Here is a 19,454-nt window from a genome sequence, read left to right as displayed (position 1 = left end):
TGTTTTTTCCTTAACTGTCGCACCACGAGTCGGGCTGATCATTGAGGCCGATATAAATACTTTTTTGCTGCATATAGGACAAAATACTAAGACGCCCTTTTTCCCGCCCTACGCCACTTTCTTTGAAACCACCAAAAGGAGTGGAAATCGAAAATTTCTTATACGTGTTGATCCAAACGGTGCCTACGTCTAGCGCCCTGGCTAAACGCCATGCTCGGCGATAGTTCTCTGTCCAAATGCCCGCCGCTAATCCATACACACTGTCATTGGCGGCCACCACTAAATCGCTTTCGTCTTCAAACGGCATTACAACCAAGACGGGTCCAAAAATTTCTTCCTGGCACACCGTCGCCTGATTCGAAAGCCCAGACAGAATGGTGGGCGCATAGTAACTGCCCTTGGCAAATTCGCCTTGCTCTAGTCGATAACCACCCAGTAACACCTCTGCACCCTCAGCAATGGCTTGCTGCACATAGGCGTCCACTGACTGCAGGTGTTTCTCGTCAATCAGCGGCCCCACTTGCGTGCCTTCGTGCTCGGGATGGCCAACGCGTAATGCTTTCGCTTTAGTTGTCAGTTTCTCTACAAAGTCGTGATAAAGGCGGCGATGCACAAACAAGCGGGAGCCCGCAATACACGCTTGACCCGCTGAGCTGAAAATACCGTAAATAACGCCATTCACAGCGATATCCACGTCGGCATCTTCCAGTACGATCGTAGGAGATTTCCCGCCAAGCTCTAACGAGGTGCCAATCAAACGCTCGGCGGCAATATGCGCCAATTGACGTCCTGTGCGCGTTCCGCCGGTAAACGAAATTTTCTTGACCAGTGGGTGCCGTACGATGGCGTCCCCCACGACGGAGCCTTTACCCGGCAACACGCTCAACAGCCCTTTGGGCAAACCAGCTTCTTCAAATAGCTTCGCTAGCTCTAAGGCCACCAACGAGGTTAACTCTGCTGGCTTTAAGATCACCGCATTGCCAGCCGCTAAAGCAGGCGCCAGCTTTTGCATTTCAGACGCGATGGGAGAATTCCAAGGCGTAATCGCCGCAATAACACCCAATGGTTCGTGTACGCTTAGTGTTAACAAGTCTTGGGATCGCGGATTGGTTAGCTCGGTGTCCAGCGTCTCTAAACTGGCCGCCACATAACGCGCTGTGGCCGCCGCACTCATCACCAAACCACGTGTCTCACTCAGCGGCTTTCCATTGTCTCGGGTTTGTAAGGCGGCAAGACGCGTAGCATCTCGCTCAATTAGCTCGGCCACCCGGTATAAAACACGTGCCCGCACTGTCGGTAAGCTATCACGCCACTGGGGGGCTTGCCATGCTGCATCCGCCCGTTCAATCGCTTCGTTCACGTCTTCCGGGCTGGCTGTGGAAAACTCAGCGTTCAAGCTGCCATCAGCCGGAAAGTAACTCTGTCCGACTTGTCCACGCCCTTCTCGCCACTCACCCGCTATATACAATGCTTTCATTTTCTCTGCCTGGGTTACACCACAAGACCGCCATCAACCTGCAAGCAGGCCCGCACCACGCTTAAGGCCGCTAAGGTTGAGGTTTTGGGGTTATTGGCGAGTGACACGCCTTGCATCTCGATCTGCATTTCACCAAACCCTCCTTCGGCTCGTATTTGATGTTGATTCCGCGTCATACTTGGGTCGGCAATAAGTTCAACCTGTGTGTCATCCATGCCTACCCCTGCCAGTGCAATCGTTGCGGCTACGTTGGCGTTAGCGGGAAAGAGGCGAGCCGCTTCTCGTGCACTTCCTTTGAAGAACACTGTGGCCTCGGTTAACGCATCCAAATCAACCAATGTCTCAGCATGACTTCCCTTCCAACTGGCTGGGCGTTTTCTACCTTGGTAAACAACCTTGGACAACCCCATCACACGCGCTGCGGCGAGGCCGTCTACGCCAGCAATGGCTCCTGCTAACACCAAAACCTGCGTATTGTGTTGCGCTGCCGCCTGGCGCACCGCCCGTTCAAAGGCGTCATCGGCAAAAGCACCCACCGAAATCACGGCAAGACGCCACCCTCGTTGCAGCACATCGAAGACGTGAGCCTTAAGCCCTTCTTGTCCTGCCATCTCTAGCACCAAATCAGGGGCACCCTGAATATCTCGACTATGCGTTACCACCTGAACGTCTGGACCTAGCTCGTGCTGTAACGCCTCTTGACTGCCTTCCATGGTCACAACCCAAGCCAACTGCAACGAGTCAGGTAAATGCTCGCGCACGGTTCTCGCCATCGCCCCGTAACCAATAAATGCGATTTTCTTCATTATTCTCAACCTATATTTCTTTGCTGAATCCACCCGACACATCAATAACTGAGCCGGTGGTGTATGACGATAATGGCGACGCAAGGAAAACCAGTGCACGAGCCGCTTCAATGGGCTTGCCCAAACGTCCCATCGGAATACCACGCTTCTGTGCGATGCCGGCTATCCACTCCTCCCAACCTTGATTTGGATCTGAACGGTGTTCAAAACGCCGACGCCATTGACCTGATTCCACCATGCCAAGCAAAATGGAATTCACGCGCACACCATCTTTCAATAATTCATGCGCTAAGTTTTTGCTTAAGTTCAATAGACCTGCACGCGCCGCGGAGGTAGCAATCATGTGTGGCTCGGGCTTAAGTGCCAACAACGAGTTCACGTTGCTGATGGATGCTATCGACGACTTTCGTAAATGTGGCAATGCGCATTTCACCGGATTCAACACGCTGAAATACTTAAGTTTCACTTCATTCAGCCAGTCCTCGTCTTGCGTCTGCTCAAAGCCGGCCACCATCCCCTGACCCGCATTGTTAATCAACATGTCCACTTGGCCGAAGCGTTCAACTACAGACGTCATAAAATGATCGACCGACGTCGCATCCAATACATCACAGGGCTGACTGTGCATCGCACTGGACGGAAAATCCACGGCTAGATGTTGCATCGATGCCGCTAAGCGCGACGAGTCGCGTCCACACCATGCAACTTTTGCGCCTTGCTGTAGCAGTAGCCGGACTGTTTCCAAACCAATACCCGACGAACCGCCTGTGACAACAGCCACCTTATTCTCAATAAGAAAACTCATGTTTTAATACGCCATGATTTGAGGTCAATTTGGCCTATGCCTTAAAAACCAAAGACGAAAACCGTTCAGGCTGATCCACATACAGCAGATGTCCGGCTTGTTCTATCGCGCTCAATTCGATATGTGGATAACGTTGCTGTAGCAACCGCATGTCATCCAGCGGGGTGATGGTATCCAGTGTTCCGACCAGCATTTGCACGGGGCACGACACCCCCCCTAAGTAATGCTCGATACTGTCATAAGCCAACAGGTAAGAGGCCCCTTCAAAGCCGGATTGCGTCAACCTTGCCATCACCTGTTTAACCAAGGCTAAATTCTCAGCCGTGGGCCGCCCTAACAAGGCGGGTCCCCGTTCTTTTGCTAAGCCCTTAGGACCAAGACGAGCCAACATCTGAGGGCGCAACTGGTAAACCTGTTGCTTTTTTTGCTCGTCTGCTAAGCCATAGCCTTGGGCCACACTGGCCAATACCAGTCGACTCACATCCTCGGGGTACATCGCGGCATAGGCACTGGCCATAAGCGCACCCAACGAATGGCCCACTAAGGTGAAGCGCTTGATATTGCGCTGAGTGATAAGTTGCTTTAGGCGTTGTGCATAATCTTTGGCATTCGGGGTGGGGGTGTCCAGCAAGGAACTCCCCCCGTAGCCCGGCGCATCCCATGCCAATAGACAATGATGCGCTCCATCAGCGGCCAACTGCTTAGACCAAGAGGCCGCGCCGGAGCTAATGCCATGCAACAACACAAAACATTCACCCATCCCCTCACTCTGCAAAAAAGAGAAATGAGGGGCCGAGGAAGAATGATCTTGCATAACCGCCCCCTTTTTTAATGCTTCGCTTTTTGTGCGGACTCATGCCATGGAATCACAACTTTGCGAAGCGAGCCCACGGTGAAATAGAGCACAAACCCAATCATGGCAAGCAAAATGACCACCGCAAATAAGGTATCAACCTCTAAGTCTTGCAGCTTGATGGTGGCCAAATAGCCAAGCCCTCTGGAGCCAGCAACGAACTCTGACACCACGGCGCCAATAATGGCAAGCACGATCGCCATTTCCATTCCGGTCAAAATGTAGGGAAGCGATGCTGGAATAACCAACAGTCTGAATCGTTGCCAAGAAGTGGCTTGCCCAACATGGAACACTTCGATCAAGCCGGTATCAACAGATTTGGCGCCTAAGTAACTGTTGGAGAACACGGGGAAAAATGCCAGCAATGCAGAAATAATGATTTTTGATTCGATGCCAAAGCCAAACCAAAGAATGAACAATGGAATCAAAGCCACTTTAGGCGTCAACTGCAAGGCAATCACAAAAGGCTTAAAGATCGTATCCAGAATCGCAATTCGACCCAACAGCTGCCCCATGACCGTACCGAAAACAACAGCAATAACGAAGCCACCTAAGCATTCAGCCAGCGTCGTATAGATGTGATAGTACGTATCGTCGCGCTGCATTAATCGGATCAATGCATTGAGCACGTCTTCAGGTGGTGGCAAGACTAAAGGGGACACGCCAAAAAATGACACGTAGCCTTTCCACAATAGGAAAAAAACCACCACCGAACTAATTTGAATAAGGAGTCGATTCACGTTATAGCTCCAGATGATGACGCAACTCGTCACAAAGTCGAGCAAACTCAGGGTCACTCAAGAAGTTAGTACGTGGCCGCTCAAGCGTGATGGGCACTTCTGCCACGATTCGCCCAGGGCGAGCTGACATAACGAGTACCCGATCTGCTAGATGAACCGCCTCGCTGATGGAATGCGTAATCAAGAAGGCACCAAACTTTTGGTCTAACCAAATTGCCTCAGCATCCGCAATAATTTTTTCACGAGTCAGTGCGTCCAGCGCGCCAAAGGGCTCATCCAACAACAACAAGCTCGGACGAGAAAATAGCGCACGAGCAAATGATGCACGCTGACGCATCCCCCCTGAGAGCTCAGAAGGGCGTTTTTCTTCGAAGCCCTTTAGCCCCACCATCTCGCTTAATACCATGGCCCTTTCTTCATCTTCGGCCGTCACACTGCCGTGCATGAGCTTAGGTAAGAGAATATTTTTCTTAATATTCAACCAGGGCAATAAGCGATGCTCTTGGAAGGCCACACCGATCGCTGAGTTAGCATCCGCGCCATTAAAGGGCAAAACCACCTTGCCCTCTGTTGGCTGCTCTAACCCACACAACAAACGCAACAAGGTGGATTTACCGCAACCGGAAGGACCGATCACGGCGACAAACTCACCTGCATAAATATGCTGGTTTACGCGCTCTAACGCGATGGTGGTGCCCGTGCGAGTTTCGAAGTGCTTTGACACATTGTCAAAGCTAACCACCTTCTGTCGCTCGCCTTGTTCTACTTGCTTACGATCAGGCAAGGGTCGCCTCCCAAATAGCGTTATCGTAAAGATTACGAGAGGTCTCGTTCATCAGGCCGGCGTCCAACAACAGTTTTTGCCCTTGCTCCCATTGCTCAGGAACATTACGTAGTACGTTGTCTTTGCCCTGTGCTAACCACAGTTCGCGATTACCTTTAAGATCGCTCAGCGCGATGTCCTCTTTCTCGATGCCTGGCACGTCATACTTACTGCCAATGACTCGAATAACGTCAAGCAACTCTTGGTCATTCATGTCTGCTATACGCAGCACCGCTTCACGTGCGCCTTTCAAAAAGGTCACATGCTGGGCACGGTTCTCGGCCAATTCGGCTTCACGAGCTACGTATACCTGTCCAGGCACGCCGTCATCAACCGCCATCACTTGCAAAGGATAGTCCTCGGCACGTAAGCGAGACACGGTACTAGTGTTACCAAAAAAGGCGTGAATACGGCCAGCCTCTACCATCGCAAACGATGCCGGGCCATCTGCCACACGCTCTCGGCGCACTGACTTAGGATCAATGCCCGCTTTTGCCAACATGAGGTTCAACGTCGCTTCCATGGAGCCACCGAAGGAGGCCATGCCTACAATCTTCCCTTCCAGCTCTTGTACTGAGCGAACGGCTTTTTCTTCAGATGAAATCACGACAAAGGGTGAAATTTGTGCGATGGTGGCAAAGGCAATCACATCTGAGTTTTCTTGAGCTCGAGCGGCCATGTAATTGGCTCCGCCGGTACGGCCAGAATCCACCTGTTTGGCGGCAGTTAATTGAATAACTTGGCCTGCACCACGCCCCACTTCCACTTTCACATCCAAGCCCATTTTGTCGTAATCACCCACTGCGCTGGGGTACAGAATCGGCGCGAATGCTAACGACAACGTCATTGGCGTGAGGTAGGTGTAAATGCCTGTGGATTGTGAAAAGGCAACACTTGAAGCAAAGGGCAGACTCATGGCACCCATAGCGCCGAGACTACTGATCAGAAATTTTCTACGGTTCATAACTTGTCTCCGTCTTACGCTTTAGTCTGACTTTTTAACATTGCAGCAGCTTGAGCACGTGCTTTCTTTGCTGCAGTTAAGGGGTGATCCGCGGGATACTCCGGTAGGTCTGGACGATTTGCTCCCAACATGACGCACATTAATGCTTCTTCTTGACTCTCATTGCGCAGGCCTCTGTATACGCCTGGAGGTACCGAGATCACATCGCGCTCGTTCAACACCAGCTCACAGCGCTCTCCCTGATACTCTAAGAACAGTCGGACCGCATCACCGCGTAAGATGAAAAAAGCTTCTTCCACGTCGTGGTGCACATGCAGAGGGCCCTCACATCCCGCGGGTAGAATCATGGTTGAGAAAGTGAAGTGCTCCGCAGGTATCACATTGTCATCATGCTGAACGCCTGCAGCACCTGTACCGATATAACGTGTCTGCGCACGTCGGTACAAAGGATCAACATCGGCTTGCCAACCTAATGCGTTCCAATCGTATTGACGCGTTTTTTTACGAGACACTCGGGTTTCAATCCATTCCTGTAACGTCTTGTCCTTGGGTCGTTTCCAACTTTCAAACAGCGGATTTTCTTGGTCTGGAATGGGTGTATCGTGCTCAGGCTTCAAATCGTTCATTTTTTCCTCGTTTACTCTGTAAAACCACATTAAAAAGCGTGTTGAACCCCCACACCAAACTGTCGTTTGTTGTGATTCGTTTCTGTGGTGTGGTTACGTACCTTATATAAGTTACCCATGGCATAGAGGCTGGTTCGTTTCGACAACTGATGACGATAAGCGGCGGCCAAACCATGATTTTTCGATAGCACTGCACGCTGATAGCTCAGCATGGTGGTTCCGGATTTTCCAGTCGGTACCGACACCCCTAGGCTGTAGGCTCGGTCGCGATGGTTACCTGCGGCGATGTATCCGGGTGTGGGGTTGGAGTTGATATTTCGCTGCTCGTTAAAACCAGCAAACACTCTGACAACCTCAAAGTCGTACGAAACACCCAATTGATAGTTCTGCGCGCTACGTCTATTGGTGTCGCGTTTCGGATTCAAGCGTTCATAGGTCAAGGCCGCACGTAAGGGACCACCGGTATAACGCAAACCTGCTGTCAACACTCGGTTGTTATTCGATGCGCCAGGAGCCTGTACATCGTCCGTCGAAAAGCTATAACCAATACCCGCTTCTACGCCACCTACAACAGGGGTTTGGTAAATAATGGCGTTACTTAAGCGGCCATCGGGACCGTAGTCACCACTTTTATAGCCAAAGGTAGAACCGACCGAGTTACCCGACCAAGCCACGCCAAACGGGCTAGCAATAAAGGGCGACCATGCGTAGCCAAACACTGTCTGACGGCCAATGCGCACCTCGCCAAACCCACCCTTTAAACCCACAGTGGCTTGTCGACCAAACATTCTTCCTTGTGTATGCGTACCGGTCGTTGTTAGGAATCCGCCTTCCAGCACAAAGGTCACGGAATAGCCGTTACCTAAATCTTCACTGCCTCTCAAGCCAAAACGAGATTGCCCTGCAATACCACTGGCGACCCCAAATTTGCTTGAGCCATCCACAGCCTTGTCATACCTGACACCGCTATCGATCACGCCATACAGTTGAACGTTGCTATTTTGAGCACAGACGGCCACAGGCACCATTAGAGCTAAAACCGCAGCGCTTTTGCGTAGATACATTCTCTCCTCCCAAGGATTAACATTTGATTTTATGAACCACATATGGAACACTGTTTTATATCTGGAACAAATGCAGTATAGTTTTAGTTGAAGTGAAAAATAAATGGGTAGAAACCCTTTAAACCAACTGCTTATATGTCGTAACACGTTGATCGCTAAAGGCAGTGCTGTCCCAAAAACCGCCTCCCACTTATACTTAGTGCTGCAGATCAAGGCTTAATAAAAGAGAGATGAATGAGCGAGCAGTCACCCACACAAACACAAGACCGTTACTCCGTACCCGGACTAGAGCGCGGTCTGCGTTTGTTGTCAGAATTCAACAGAAATGAACAAGTGCTGGCCGCCCCCGAACTCGCGAAACGACTGGGAATTCCACGCACCACGACTTTTCGTTTGCTCAACACTTTAGAAAGTTTGGGCTTTGTACAGCGGGTAGAAGGGGGGCACGCTTACCGTCTGGGCATGGCAATTCTTAGGTTGGGGTTCGAGTATTTAGCATCGTTAGAGCTAACCGAATTGGCTAAACCCATACTTGAGCGCGTGCGCGATGAAACCGGCTTTTCGTGTAATCTAGCTATGCGCGACGAAGACCGAGTGGTCATTATTGGCAAAGTGGCGGCCCCTACGCCTTTTGTCAGTTCCGTACACGTGGGGACACGACTTCCCGTACACGCGACTCTTTTAGGGCGTGTGTTGTTAAGTGATATGCAGTTAGACGATTTACAGCGCTTGTACCCCGACAACAACTTACAACAGTTCTCTGCCCGCACCGCCACAACCACCGAAGCGCTGTATGAACTGATTCATCAAGATGCTGAGCGAGGCTATGGTCTGGATGAGGGATACTTTGAGCCCGAAGTGGCAAGCGTTGCCGTTGCCGTGCGCAACAGTCAGGCAGAGCTTATCGCGGCGCTTGGAGTCACCATACCGGTTAGCCACTTAACGAAAGGCAACATCGACTCGCAGCAGTTGGTCACTACCGTACGTGGGGCCGCGCTTGAGCTTTCAAAACTATTGGGGTATCAGCCCCCGGCCTAAGTAAAATCTGCTTTCTTAGCCGTCTACCTGAACCAGCGGCCCTTGGCTTTGCAATTCACCAACAACGCTGGCATGACTGAACCCTTCGGAATGGAAGATATCCAACACCTCAGCCACCGTCTCAGGCGAACAAGCCACTAGCAAGCCGCCCGAGGTTTGAGGGTCACATAACAACGCACGTTGGGTATCATTAATTTTTGCATCAAGCTGGATTGACTCACCAAACGATGTCCAGTTACGCCCCGAAGCGCCGGTAATAACACCTTGCTCGGCGAAACCCTCTACCCCCGCAAGCCAAGGAAGATCTGCGTATCGCAAGCGTGCCGATAGCCCCGAAGCACGCGCAAGTTCTAAGGTATGCCCCAACAAACCAAAGCCCGTCACGTCGGTAATGGCATGCACACCGCTCAATGCTCCTAAGGCAGCACCCGGCGTGTTTAACTGGGTGGTGCTGGCGATCATGTCTTGGTAGCCCTGATCGTCTAAAACGTTTTTCTTGAGGGCTGCAGACAATATCCCAACCCCTAAGGCTTTTCCTAGCACCAGCACGTCACCGGCTTGGGCTTGAGAGTTACGTTTTATATTTTTAGGGTGCACCAGACCCATCGCCGCTAAACCATAAATGGGCTCGACAGAATCAATAGAATGGCCACCGGCCACGGGAATGCCCGCCTGCTCACAAATTGACGCGCCGCCTTGCAAAATGCCCGCAATGTCGGACTTCGGAAGCACATTAACCGGCATTCCTACCAGTGCTAACGCCATGATAGGTGTACCGCCCATTGCATAAACGTCAGACAATGCGTTGGCCGCTGCGATACGTCCAAAGTCGTAAGGATCATCAACAATGGGCATGAAAAAATCGGTAGTGGCAATAAGCGCTTGCTGTTCGTTCAGCTGATAAACGGCGGCATCGTCCGATGTCTCGTTACCCACTAACAATGCCGCATAAGGTTGTGCAGCGGGCATACCCGCCAATAACTCTGCTAGAACGCCAGGGGCGATTTTGCACCCACAGCCCCCACCATGGGACAGTGAAGTGAGGCGAGGTGTATTGCTAGGAGATGAGAGATCGTTCATGGCGCACCGTTGATAGGCATTTGGCGGAAAGCAGTAGGAGTCGAACCTACCTAAGAGCGTCTGACGCCCTCAACTGGGTTTGAAGCCCAGCCATGCCACCGGACACGATTGCCTTCCAAGAAGAGCTATTATGATAGCCGTTGCCAGACGTCAGCGCTACCTTTGTACACCACGTGCCGGTCACGTAACCGGCGGGTGTAGCCAGCACGGTTAAAAAACTCAAGAATCTGAATGCTACGTTTACGGCCTTGTCCGATCAGATCGCGAAACTCTGCGGCACTTAAGCCGTCAGCGCTTGCGACTGCACTAATCAATTCGGCTAAGCGCACGATTTGCGTGCGATGATAAAACAGATCACGCACCACTTGGTACACATCCCCCCGACGTAGCAATTTAAGCAGGACATGACGTACAAGCTCTTCAGGCTCGCTCAATTGTGCCGACAAATCGCGCACCCATGGCGGATTAAAAGCGCCTTGCTCGATTAAAGGCAGTATACGTTCGGCTAACTCGGCCTCTTGACCACTTAAGGTGATGGCATGACCGGGCAAATGCAACCATGGCCCATTTCGCGCAAGCAAGCCCAACCCCAATAGACTCTCGCAAAGCGCTGCCCATAAGGTATCGGGAGCCGTTGGTAGCGCCATACGGCGTAGGCGAGCAGCATTCACGCCCGGCTCGTCAGGCCAGTTTTCATGAAACACCTGCAAGGTCTGTACCGTTTGCTCTACCAAGGCATCCCAATGGGATTGCCATATTAAAACTCGCGGCGCCTGTGTACTGCGTGTCTCCACCCATAATGCGCCCTCAGGTGGAGCCAGATCGTCGACCGCGCGACGCAATAGTCGCATCGCGTCGTGTTCGTTTACACCCCACGGCGCTTGTTGCAATACCGCTTGCAAATCGGCGTTGGCGTCAGCATGCAGTGCTGACACCGCAGCGAGCCATGCCAAACGTGCAGGTGAACGACGCTTACGTTGCGGCGCATTAGGGTCTAATACCACCCCGCCACCAATGGTCTGCTTAGCCTGCGCATCGCGAATAATATAGCGATCGCCCGCCATGGCGCAGACGGGTTGATCAAACACCAGCTGAACCCAGCCCTGCTCACCCGCTGCTAGGTTTGTTTCAGACAAGGGTACGACGTGCGCTAAAAAATGCGACGCGCCCAGATGCACGTGTACTGGCGTCCACGTACGTGCCGTCGCTCCGGTATCGGCTAACAGTTGCAGCCGTACATCCAGATTACGTGACGGCACAAAGCAACGTGCATCGGCCACCCAGTCGCCACGTGAGATGGCTTCCTTATCAATACCACTCAGGTTTAAGGCACAACGCTGCCCTGCCCGAGCCGTTTCAGAAGGTTGGTTTTGTGCATGAATGCTGCGCACACGCAATTTTTGCCCTGAAGGCATTAAGCGTAAATCAATGCTGTCATCAGCTACGTGAAGTAGCCCGTCATGTACCGTGCCCGTCACCACGGTGCCATGGCCTTTAAGCGTAAAGGCTCGGTCTATGGCCAAGCGAAACAGACCACTACCGCTGTGTGCTTGCATTGCCTGTGCGCACTCGTGCAAGTGCGAGCGTAATCGCGCCACACCTGCATCATCGGGAGTCGCTGCACTGACTTCGAACAGTGGCATATCGTGCAAGAAAGTACCTTGCGCCAACTGCATTACCTGCTGCTGCACGTCCTGTAGTCGTGTCGGGTCAACACGATCGGCTTTGCTAATCGCAATCGCGCCTTGCGAAACACCCAACATGGACAAAATAGCCAGATGCTCGCGCGTTTGCGGCATCACGCCATCGTCTGCAGCCACCACTAACAAACCAAAATCAATGCCACTGGCACCGGCTGTCATGGTGTGGATTAAACGTTCGTGACCCGGAACGTCAATAAACCCCAGTATGTCGCCATTCGCTAAGGGCACGTAGGCATACCCTAACTCAATAGAGATACCACGCGCCTTTTCTTCTTTTAACCGATCAGTGTCCACACCCGTCAACGCTTGAACTAAGGTGGTTTTACCGTGGTCAATGTGTCCTGCCGTGCCGATAATCATAGGAGTATCGTGGAAAATTGTTGAGTAAAAGCGGCCTCATCGCGATCTTCTAAACAACGCAAATCAAGCCACAAGGCATCGTGAGCAATGCGACCCACCACGGGGCGCGGTAACTGTCGTAGCCCCGTTTCCAGCTTTTTCAATGCTCGCCCTGAGCGACCCGCACCCGCATACTCAATACGCAACCCATAGCTTGGTAGCTGATCAATGGGCAATGCTCCACTGCCGATTTGACTGAACATGGCATCAGCATGCACCTGATAGGCGTCACCTAAGGCCTGTTGCAGCAAGGGAAGTAACCGTTGCGCTTGTTCGCGCATTTGTGCTTGCGGGCGAGTCAGTAACCGCAGGGTAGTGAGACGCTGCGTCAATAGCTCGGGCTCACGATAAAGCGCTAACACGGGCTCGAGTGCGGCCAAGGTCAGCTTCCCGACCCGTAAAGCCCGCTTCAAGGGGTTTTTCTTTATTTTCTGTATTAAGTCAGCGCGCCCGACAATAAGCCCTGCTTGTGGCCCACCCAATAGCTTGTCGCCGCTAAAGGTGACAATATCGGCCCCAGCCTCGATGGTTTCACGCACAGTCTCTTCGCGAGGTAAACCCCACTGGGTAAGATCCACTAACGTGCCACTGCCCAAATCGACCGCACTGGGTACGTTATGCTGGCGAGCTAATTCAGCCACCTGTGCAATGGGCACACTATGTGTAAAGCCAGTCACCGCATAATTACTGCAATGCACTTTGAGTAGCATCGCTGTGCGCGGCCCAATGGCATTTTCATAATCACTACGGTGTGTGCGATTGGTCGTACCCACCTCAACCAATCGCGAGCCGGCGCGTTGCATGATGTCCGGTATACGGAACGAGCCACCGATTTCCACCAGCTCGCCTCGGGACACCACCACTTCGCGCCGATTCGATAGCGCATTCAAGGTTAGCAACACCGCCGCTGCATTATTGTTAACAACCGTCGCCGCTTCAGCACCCGTCAGTTCGCACACCAGCTCTTCGATAAGATCATCGCGATCACCGCGGCGCCCTGTTGCCAGATCGAACTCTAAATTAGCCGGTGTGGTTAATGCAGCAACCACCGCTTGTACGGCCTCGTCGGGCAATAAGGCTCGGCCTAAGTTCGTGTGTAAAACCGTTCCGGTTAAGTTGTACACAGCACGTAAACGAGACTGATCTTGCTTCGCCATGCGTAGCTGGACTTCGTCAAGTAGCGCGTCGGGTGCAAGGGCCTTAAGCTCGACCTGAGCCTGCGTAATTTGGCTACGGTGCTCGTCAAGTAACTGACGCAGCACCGCCGTAAGGCGCGAACGCCCCACGTCAGCCATCAAGCGCCGTCCTGAGGGTGTGCCCAGTAGGCGTTCCAACGAAGGGATATCAGCGAGACTGGCTTTTTCATTACTCAAATCGTCTGTGATATCGCTCATCGTCATGAGTCAGCCTGTGTGTGTTGCCACAATAAAGGGTTAGCACTGGCTCGGTTATAACCCGCTTCGCCCACTAAGATATCAAGCATCAGGCTTCCCAAATCGTCCGCAACCGGATCCATGCCTAAGGCTTTCTCTTGGTAGAAAATTTTTCTGTAGGTGTGGCACTTATCGCAGGTTTCAGCCTTAATCCCTTCAGGCCCGTCCTCTATCGACTGATAGGCAATACTTTGATTGTCGTTACAGTGTGAACAAGTGACCCGTACTAAATGCCATTCAGACGAACATAACGAACAACACAAATAACGTATACCTTCTGCTTGACCCACACGCACCACACTGGCCACGGGCAAGCTACCGCATACCGGACACACGCCTTTAGGGCTTACCACCGGCATGTCGCTTTCGTTGAAATCAGCCGCTAGACTGGTCCAGTAAACTTGTAACGCCGCCATAATAAAGGGCGCGTTGGCAACCTCTACTCCTTCCTCTAGCTCGGCAAGAATCGCATCCGCTTGGGCGTCAATGGCTGCAGGTTCGGTCTCAATGCGCTCACGTAAGGCTTGGATGACGTTTTTCGCTTGTTGGGGTACCTCGTTAAGCGCTAACAGATGGTCTAGCAAACTGGCCAATAGGCCTAACCACGCTGGATCACGCTCCCAGCCTAGGGCTTGAACCGGAGGCATGCCGTGTGTTTGCGCTAATTCAATACGCTCAACCGTTGGCCCTGTAACCGCTAGCTGCTTCAAAGCCTGATGCTGCCCGTCAACGACGTTCGCCATTAAGTGCAAATAATCAGCCAAGGGGTTTTCTTCTGCGAGCCGGCGCAATCGCGCCGCTCGATCAACAAAGACTGCCGTCTTAACTGGCAGACGTAAGCGAGGAATATGAGTGTGATCGAGGCTTTCTATTTCGCCGCGTGCAAGAATTCGCTGCAAAACCGTTTCTCCTGAAAAATAAGGCTGCCCCATACTTGGGGCAGCCATGTCAGTAAAAGCTTAAAGGCAATTACTTACGAGGGTCTGTACCGTTGTTACGCATTTGACGGAACCAGCCCCGGTGGTGCTTCCAAGCCCAGCCTGGTGTAACCGTACCACGAGTCATGGCTCGCACGGTTCCCTTCACCCAGATCGCCGCATAAACGTGCACGATGATCGCGAGTATCAGCAGGAACGCAAAGAGCGCATGCAACAAGGACGCTAAACGTATGCCCCAAATCGGGAACAAATACGAGAAGTACGAGCGCCACATCACAAAGCCCGTTGCTAACAAGCCCACCATCAAGAGAATCATAGCGAAGAACAGAAGTTTTTGTCCGCCGTTATAACGTCCGACCTCAGGAAGGTTCTCTTCACGGTTATTGAGCACATCGCCTGGTCGCTTTAGCCACTCGATATCAGAACGAGTCAACAGGTTATGGCCGAACAAACGTATAGCTAGCACCGCAAAGCAGACGAACATGAGCACCCCAATAAAAGGGTGCAAAATGCGCGACCATACCCCGCCACCCAGCAAATTACTGAGCCAGTAAAAAGCAGGATGAAACAGTGCCAAGCCAGAAGCCGTGAGCAAAATGAAAGTAATCGCGATGATCCAGTGATTAATACGCTGACTTGCAGTGTATCGAGGGATCAATTTGGGTTTGTTAACCTCATTCATGAGTACTCTCCTCGGCTTTACGTTCGTCTTCCTCGTCCGTTTCAACGGGACCCGTACGAATGTAATGGAAGAAACCAGCCAATGCGGCTACCGCCATTGTGGCAACCCCTAACGGCTTACTAATCCCTTTCCACAGACTAACCATGGGGCTAATCTTCGGATCTTTGGGTAAGTCGTTGTAGAGTTCTGGCTGATCGGCGTGATGCAGCACATACATAACATGCGTGCCGCCCACACCTGCTGGATCATAAAGACCCGCGTTATCAAAACCGCGCGACTGTAGATCAACGATACGATCGTCAGCGTGTTTAATCATGTCTTCTTTAGTGCCAAAAACAATGGCACCAGTAGGACAGGTTTTCACACAGGCAGGCTCTTGTCCCACGGCAACGCGATCGGAACACAAGGTACATTTGTAAGCCTTGCTGTCTTTCTCAGAGATGCGGGGGATATCGAAAGGACAACCCGTAATACAGTAGCCACAGCCGATGCAGTTTTCTTCATGAAAATCCACAATACCGTTGTTGTACTGAACAATTGCCCCAGGTGCAGGACACGCTTTCAAACAACCTGGATCTTCACAGTGCATACAGCCATCCTTACGGATGAGCCACTCTAAATTACCTTCTGGGTTCTCGTACTCTGCAAAACGCATGAGTGTCCACGACTGATCGGTAAGATCAGCAGGGTTATCGTACACCCCGATGTTCGTACCGATATCGTCTCGTAGATCATTCCACTCCATACAAGCAACCTGACAGGCTTTACAGCCTATACACTTACTCGTATCGATGAGTTTGGCCACCCCGCCACCGACCACTTCTTGGCGGACGGTAGGAGGTGGTGTCGTGGTGGCAGAGACGCGCTTAATATCTAATGATTGCAATGACATAATTTACGCTCCTATGCTTTCTCGACATTGACCAAGAATGACTTGAACTCGGGTGTGTTCGTGTTGCCATCCCCCACTGACGGAGTCAACGTATTGGCTAGGAAGCCCGGTTTTGCTAACCCAACAAAGCCCCAGTGCAACGGAATACCTACTTGGTGCACCGTTTTACCTTCCACCGTTAACGCTTTAATGCGCTTGGTTACCACGGCAACCGCCTTGATATAACCCCGGTTAGAAGACACTTTGACTCGGTCGCCCTGCACAATGCCCAGCTCGTTAGCCAACGCATCGCCAATTTCAACAAACTGCTCTGGTTGAAGAATGGCGTTGAGTCTGACGTGCTTCGTCCAGTAATGGAAGTGCTCGGTTAGACGGTACGTGGTACCCACATAAGGGAAGTCAGCCACTTTGCCCATATTGGCCAAATCTTGCTCGAAGACCCGTGCCGCAGGATTACTGATAGCCAGCTTATTATCAGGGAACAGCGGGTTGTAACCCACCGGCGTCTCGAAGGGTTCGTAATGAACCGGGAAAGGACCTTCGACCAGACCTTTGCGTGCAAAGAATCGAGCCACCCCTTCAGGGTTCATAATGAAGGGCCCCATACCATTGGCTGGGTTCTCATCCAGCTTATAGTCAGGAACGTCTGCCCCACCCCATTTTGCACCGTCCCAGTAAACATAGGGTCGCTTAGCATCAAACGGTTTACCCGCCACGTCAGCCGAAGCACGGTTGTACAAAATGCGACGGTTTGCCGGCCAGGCCCACGCCCAATTCAGCGTTTGACCTATACCTGTCGGATCGCTATTGTCACGGCGAGCCATCTGGTTGCCTTCGGTGGTCCAGCTACCGGTGTAAATCCAGCAGCCTGAACTGGTGGTTCCATCATCACGTAGCTCGCCAAAACCAGAAAGCTGCTCGCCCGCCTGACGAACCACCCTTAAGGGATTGTTCGCATCGCGCATTGGCTCAATGGCTTTACCGTTAATCTCTTTCGCAAGATCTTCAGCACTTGGGTTAAGCGGCTGACTGTACTTCCAGTCAAGATTGAGAATCGGGTCGGGGAATGCACCACCCTCTTCCTCATACAGCTCACGGATGCGATGGTAAATAAGCGCCATAATTTCGATGTCGCTTTTCCCTTCACCTGGAGGTTCAGCACCTTTCCAGTGCCATTGCAACCAGCGACCGGAACTTACCAACGTGCCTTCTTCTTCAGCAAAACACGTGGTGGGCAAGCGTATCACTTCGGTTTGGATCTGTGACGAATCCACATCGTTATGCTCGCCGTAATTACGCCAGAACTCGGACGTTTCCGTCTGCAACGGATCCATCACAATCATGAACTTCAAGTTCGAGAACGACTGAAGCAACTTGCCTTTATGCGGCGCAGCGGCCAATGGGTTAAAGCCTTGACAGATATAACCTGACATTTTGCCTTGGTGCATCAGCTCGTAAGCCTGCAGCATGTCGTAGCTTTTATCCATTTTAGGCAGGTAATCGTAAGCCCAATTGTTCTCGGCTGTTGCCGAATCGCCCCACCAGGCTTTCATCAAGCTGACGTGGAACTTGCCGTAGTTACTCCAGTAACTTAGCTGGTTAGGACGTAACGGTTGCTGAGCTCGCGTGTCTAGGAATGACTGGTAAGTCTGCTCGCTATCTTTGGGTAAGGTAAGGTACCCAGGTAACAAGTTCGACATTAAGCCTAAGTCAGTAAGACCTTGAATATTCGAGTGTCCGCGCAGCGCGTTCATGCCGCCACCGGGAATACCGATGTTACCCAGCAGCAACTGCACCATGGCACCGGTACGAATAATCTGTGAGCCAATCGAGTGTTGCGTCCAGCCTAAAGCGTACAGAATCGTGCCGGCACGATCAGGGCCCGATGTTGAAGCCAACATCTCACACACTTTGATGAACTGATCTGCGGGCGTACCACAGACTCGCTCAACCATTTCGGGGGTGTAGCGCTCGTAGTGTTTCTTCAGCAACTGGAACACGGAACGTGGGTGTCGCAAGCTAGGGTCAGTAACGACATAGCCATCTTCGCCCAACTCGTAATCCCAACTGGACTGATCGTAAGTACGACTCTCTTCGTTGTAGCCAGAGTACAAGCCGTCTTCGAAATCGAAATCTTCTCGAACCACGAACGATAAGTCGGTGTAGTTACGAACGTACTCGTGTTGAACTTTATCGTTTTCGATCAGGTAGCGTATGACCCCGCCTAAGAAGACGATGTCGGTACCGGTACGAATAGGCGCGTAGTAGTCAGCTACGGAAGCCGAGCGTGTAAAGCGGGGATCGACCACGACCAACTTCGCCTTATTATGCGCTTTTGCTTCGGTAACCCATTTAAAACCACAGGGATGAGCTTCGGCGGCATTACCGCCCATAATCAAAATAACGTCCGCGTTTTTGATGTCGACCCAATGGTTCGTCATCGCACCTCGGCCAAACGTCGGGGCAAGACCTGCCACCGTCGGGCCGTGTCAGACACGGGCTTGGTTATCGAATGCCAATGTGCCCATACTACGTATCACTTTGTGCGTAATATAAGCCACTTCATTAGAGCTAGCAGAAGCTGCCAGCATGCCGGTGGTTAACCAGCGATTAACTTTTTCACCTTTTTCGTTACGCTCAATAAAATTGGCGTCACGGTCATCTTTCATTAAGCGAGCGATACGATCAACCGCATCATCCCACGAAATTTGCTCCCAAGAATCTGAACCGGGGGCTCGGTACTCAGGGTGCTTTAGTCGATTAGGACTATTAATAAAGTCGGCGAGACCCGCCCCCTTAGGACAGAGCGTACCGCGGTTCACAGGGTGATCGGGATCGCCCTCAATGTGCATGATACGGGGATGGGCATTTTTTGCGCCGTCGCCAAGGCTGTACATGAGTACACCACAGGCTACGGAACAGTACGGACAGGTGTTACGCGTTTCTGTCATACGCGCCAACTTATATTGACGAACTTCGGCCATCGCCGGAGTGGGTGCTGCACCTAATAATGCTAGGCTAGAGCTCGCCAACGTTGTACCCGTCACCTTAAAGAATTGCCGCCGGTTCATCTTAACCATGGCGTCCTCCAGATGATTGAAGCTTCAGGATAGTGTGGATGCAAATTGCAT

17 protein-coding genes and 1 tRNA gene are annotated in these 19,454 nt (G+C 51.9%); 1 reads left to right on the top strand and 17 read right to left on the bottom strand.

The genetic code is table 11. The annotated features are described in order from the left end of the window. Positions 1–10: 10 nt before the first annotated feature. Genes AC2UZI_RS02875 through AC2UZI_RS02835 form a run of 9 tightly spaced genes read right to left on the bottom strand, consistent with a single transcriptional unit; the run spans position 11 to position 8,158 of the window. Positions 11–1,477 carry an aldehyde dehydrogenase gene (locus AC2UZI_RS02875; protein WP_486942320.1) on the bottom strand — a complete coding sequence of 489 codons (1,467 nt, stop codon included), beginning with the start codon at positions 1,475–1,477 and terminating at the stop codon, positions 11–13. A gap of 14 nt (positions 1,478–1,491) precedes the next feature. Then, on the bottom strand, positions 1,492–2,283 hold the full coding sequence (locus AC2UZI_RS02870) for an aspartate dehydrogenase (RefSeq protein WP_486942319.1): 792 nt from the start codon (positions 2,281–2,283) through the stop codon (positions 1,492–1,494). A gap of 10 nt (positions 2,284–2,293) precedes the next feature. Beyond that, positions 2,294–3,088 carry an SDR family oxidoreductase gene (locus tag AC2UZI_RS02865; RefSeq protein WP_486942318.1) on the bottom strand — a complete coding sequence of 265 codons (795 nt, stop codon included), beginning with the start codon at positions 3,086–3,088 and terminating at the stop codon, positions 2,294–2,296. 34 nt (positions 3,089–3,122) lie between these two features. Next, positions 3,123–3,902, bottom strand: coding sequence for an alpha/beta fold hydrolase (locus tag AC2UZI_RS02860; RefSeq protein ID WP_486942317.1), 780 nt, complete (start codon positions 3,900–3,902; stop codon positions 3,123–3,125). A 14-nt stretch (positions 3,903–3,916) separates the two neighbouring features. Further along, a complete protein-coding gene (locus AC2UZI_RS02855) occupies positions 3,917–4,681 on the bottom strand; it encodes an ABC transporter permease (RefSeq protein ID WP_486942316.1) in 765 nt (254 codons plus the stop codon). 1 nt (position 4,682) lies between these two features. Beyond that, a complete protein-coding gene (locus AC2UZI_RS02850; protein ID WP_486942315.1) occupies positions 4,683–5,465 on the bottom strand; it encodes an ABC transporter ATP-binding protein in 783 nt (260 codons plus the stop codon). Then, positions 5,458–6,468 carry an ABC transporter substrate-binding protein gene (locus tag AC2UZI_RS02845; protein ID WP_486942314.1) on the bottom strand — a complete coding sequence of 337 codons (1,011 nt, stop codon included), beginning with the start codon at positions 6,466–6,468 and terminating at the stop codon, positions 5,458–5,460. The genes AC2UZI_RS02850 and AC2UZI_RS02845 overlap by 8 nt, the downstream gene beginning before the upstream one ends. 14 nt (positions 6,469–6,482) lie before the next feature. Continuing rightward, positions 6,483–7,094, bottom strand: a complete 612-nt coding sequence (locus AC2UZI_RS02840; RefSeq protein WP_486942313.1) for a cupin domain-containing protein — start codon at positions 7,092–7,094, stop codon at positions 6,483–6,485. A 29-nt stretch (positions 7,095–7,123) separates the two neighbouring features. Beyond that, complete coding sequence (locus AC2UZI_RS02835; RefSeq protein WP_486942312.1) at positions 7,124–8,158, bottom strand: porin; 1,035 nt, start codon at positions 8,156–8,158, stop codon at positions 7,124–7,126. A gap of 234 nt (positions 8,159–8,392) precedes the next feature. Here AC2UZI_RS02835 and AC2UZI_RS02830 point away from each other — a divergent pair, with 234 nt between their 5' ends. Next, positions 8,393–9,196: an IclR family transcriptional regulator gene (locus AC2UZI_RS02830; protein ID WP_486942311.1), complete on the top strand. Its 804-nt coding sequence runs from the start codon at positions 8,393–8,395 to the stop codon at positions 9,194–9,196. A gap of 15 nt (positions 9,197–9,211) precedes the next feature. Here AC2UZI_RS02830 and selD read toward each other — a convergent pair whose 3' ends face one another. The 8 genes from selD to fdnG all read right to left on the bottom strand — a co-directional run bounded on the left by selD (position 9,212) and on the right by fdnG (position 19,403). Then, positions 9,212–10,276, bottom strand: a complete 1,065-nt coding sequence (gene selD, locus AC2UZI_RS02825; protein WP_486942310.1) for a selenide, water dikinase SelD — start codon at positions 10,274–10,276, stop codon at positions 9,212–9,214. A 21-nt stretch (positions 10,277–10,297) separates the two neighbouring features. Continuing rightward, positions 10,298–10,393 (bottom strand) — tRNA-Sec (locus AC2UZI_RS02820). An 11-nt stretch (positions 10,394–10,404) separates the two neighbouring features. Further along, positions 10,405–12,339, bottom strand: coding sequence for a selenocysteine-specific translation elongation factor (gene selB, locus AC2UZI_RS02815; protein ID WP_486942309.1), 1,935 nt, complete (start codon positions 12,337–12,339; stop codon positions 10,405–10,407). Next, complete coding sequence (gene selA / locus AC2UZI_RS02810) at positions 12,336–13,772, bottom strand: L-seryl-tRNA(Sec) selenium transferase (RefSeq protein WP_486942308.1); 1,437 nt, start codon at positions 13,770–13,772, stop codon at positions 12,336–12,338. The genes selB and selA overlap by 4 nt, the downstream gene beginning before the upstream one ends. Before the next feature lie 2 nt (positions 13,773–13,774). After that, entirely contained in the window at positions 13,775–14,710 is a 936-nt protein-coding gene (gene fdhE / locus AC2UZI_RS02805; RefSeq protein ID WP_486943699.1) for a formate dehydrogenase accessory protein FdhE, read from the bottom strand. A gap of 70 nt (positions 14,711–14,780) precedes the next feature. Further along, positions 14,781–15,431 (bottom strand): formate dehydrogenase subunit gamma, encoded by a 651-nt coding sequence (locus AC2UZI_RS02800; protein ID WP_486942307.1) that lies wholly within the window; start codon positions 15,429–15,431, stop codon positions 14,781–14,783. Next, on the bottom strand, positions 15,424–16,323 hold the full coding sequence (gene fdxH / locus AC2UZI_RS02795; RefSeq protein ID WP_486942306.1) for a formate dehydrogenase subunit beta: 900 nt from the start codon (positions 16,321–16,323) through the stop codon (positions 15,424–15,426). The genes AC2UZI_RS02800 and fdxH overlap by 8 nt, the downstream gene beginning before the upstream one ends. An 11-nt stretch (positions 16,324–16,334) precedes the next feature. Next, complete coding sequence (fdnG, locus tag AC2UZI_RS02790) at positions 16,335–19,403, bottom strand: formate dehydrogenase-N subunit alpha (protein WP_486942305.1); 3,069 nt, start codon at positions 19,401–19,403, stop codon at positions 16,335–16,337. Positions 19,404–19,454 lie beyond the last annotated feature (51 nt).

The organism is Paenalcaligenes sp. DL 463 (genome assembly GCF_057475185.1).
Note: the sequence above shows the minus strand (reverse complement) of the source record. Positions and strands in the feature narration are given on the sequence as shown.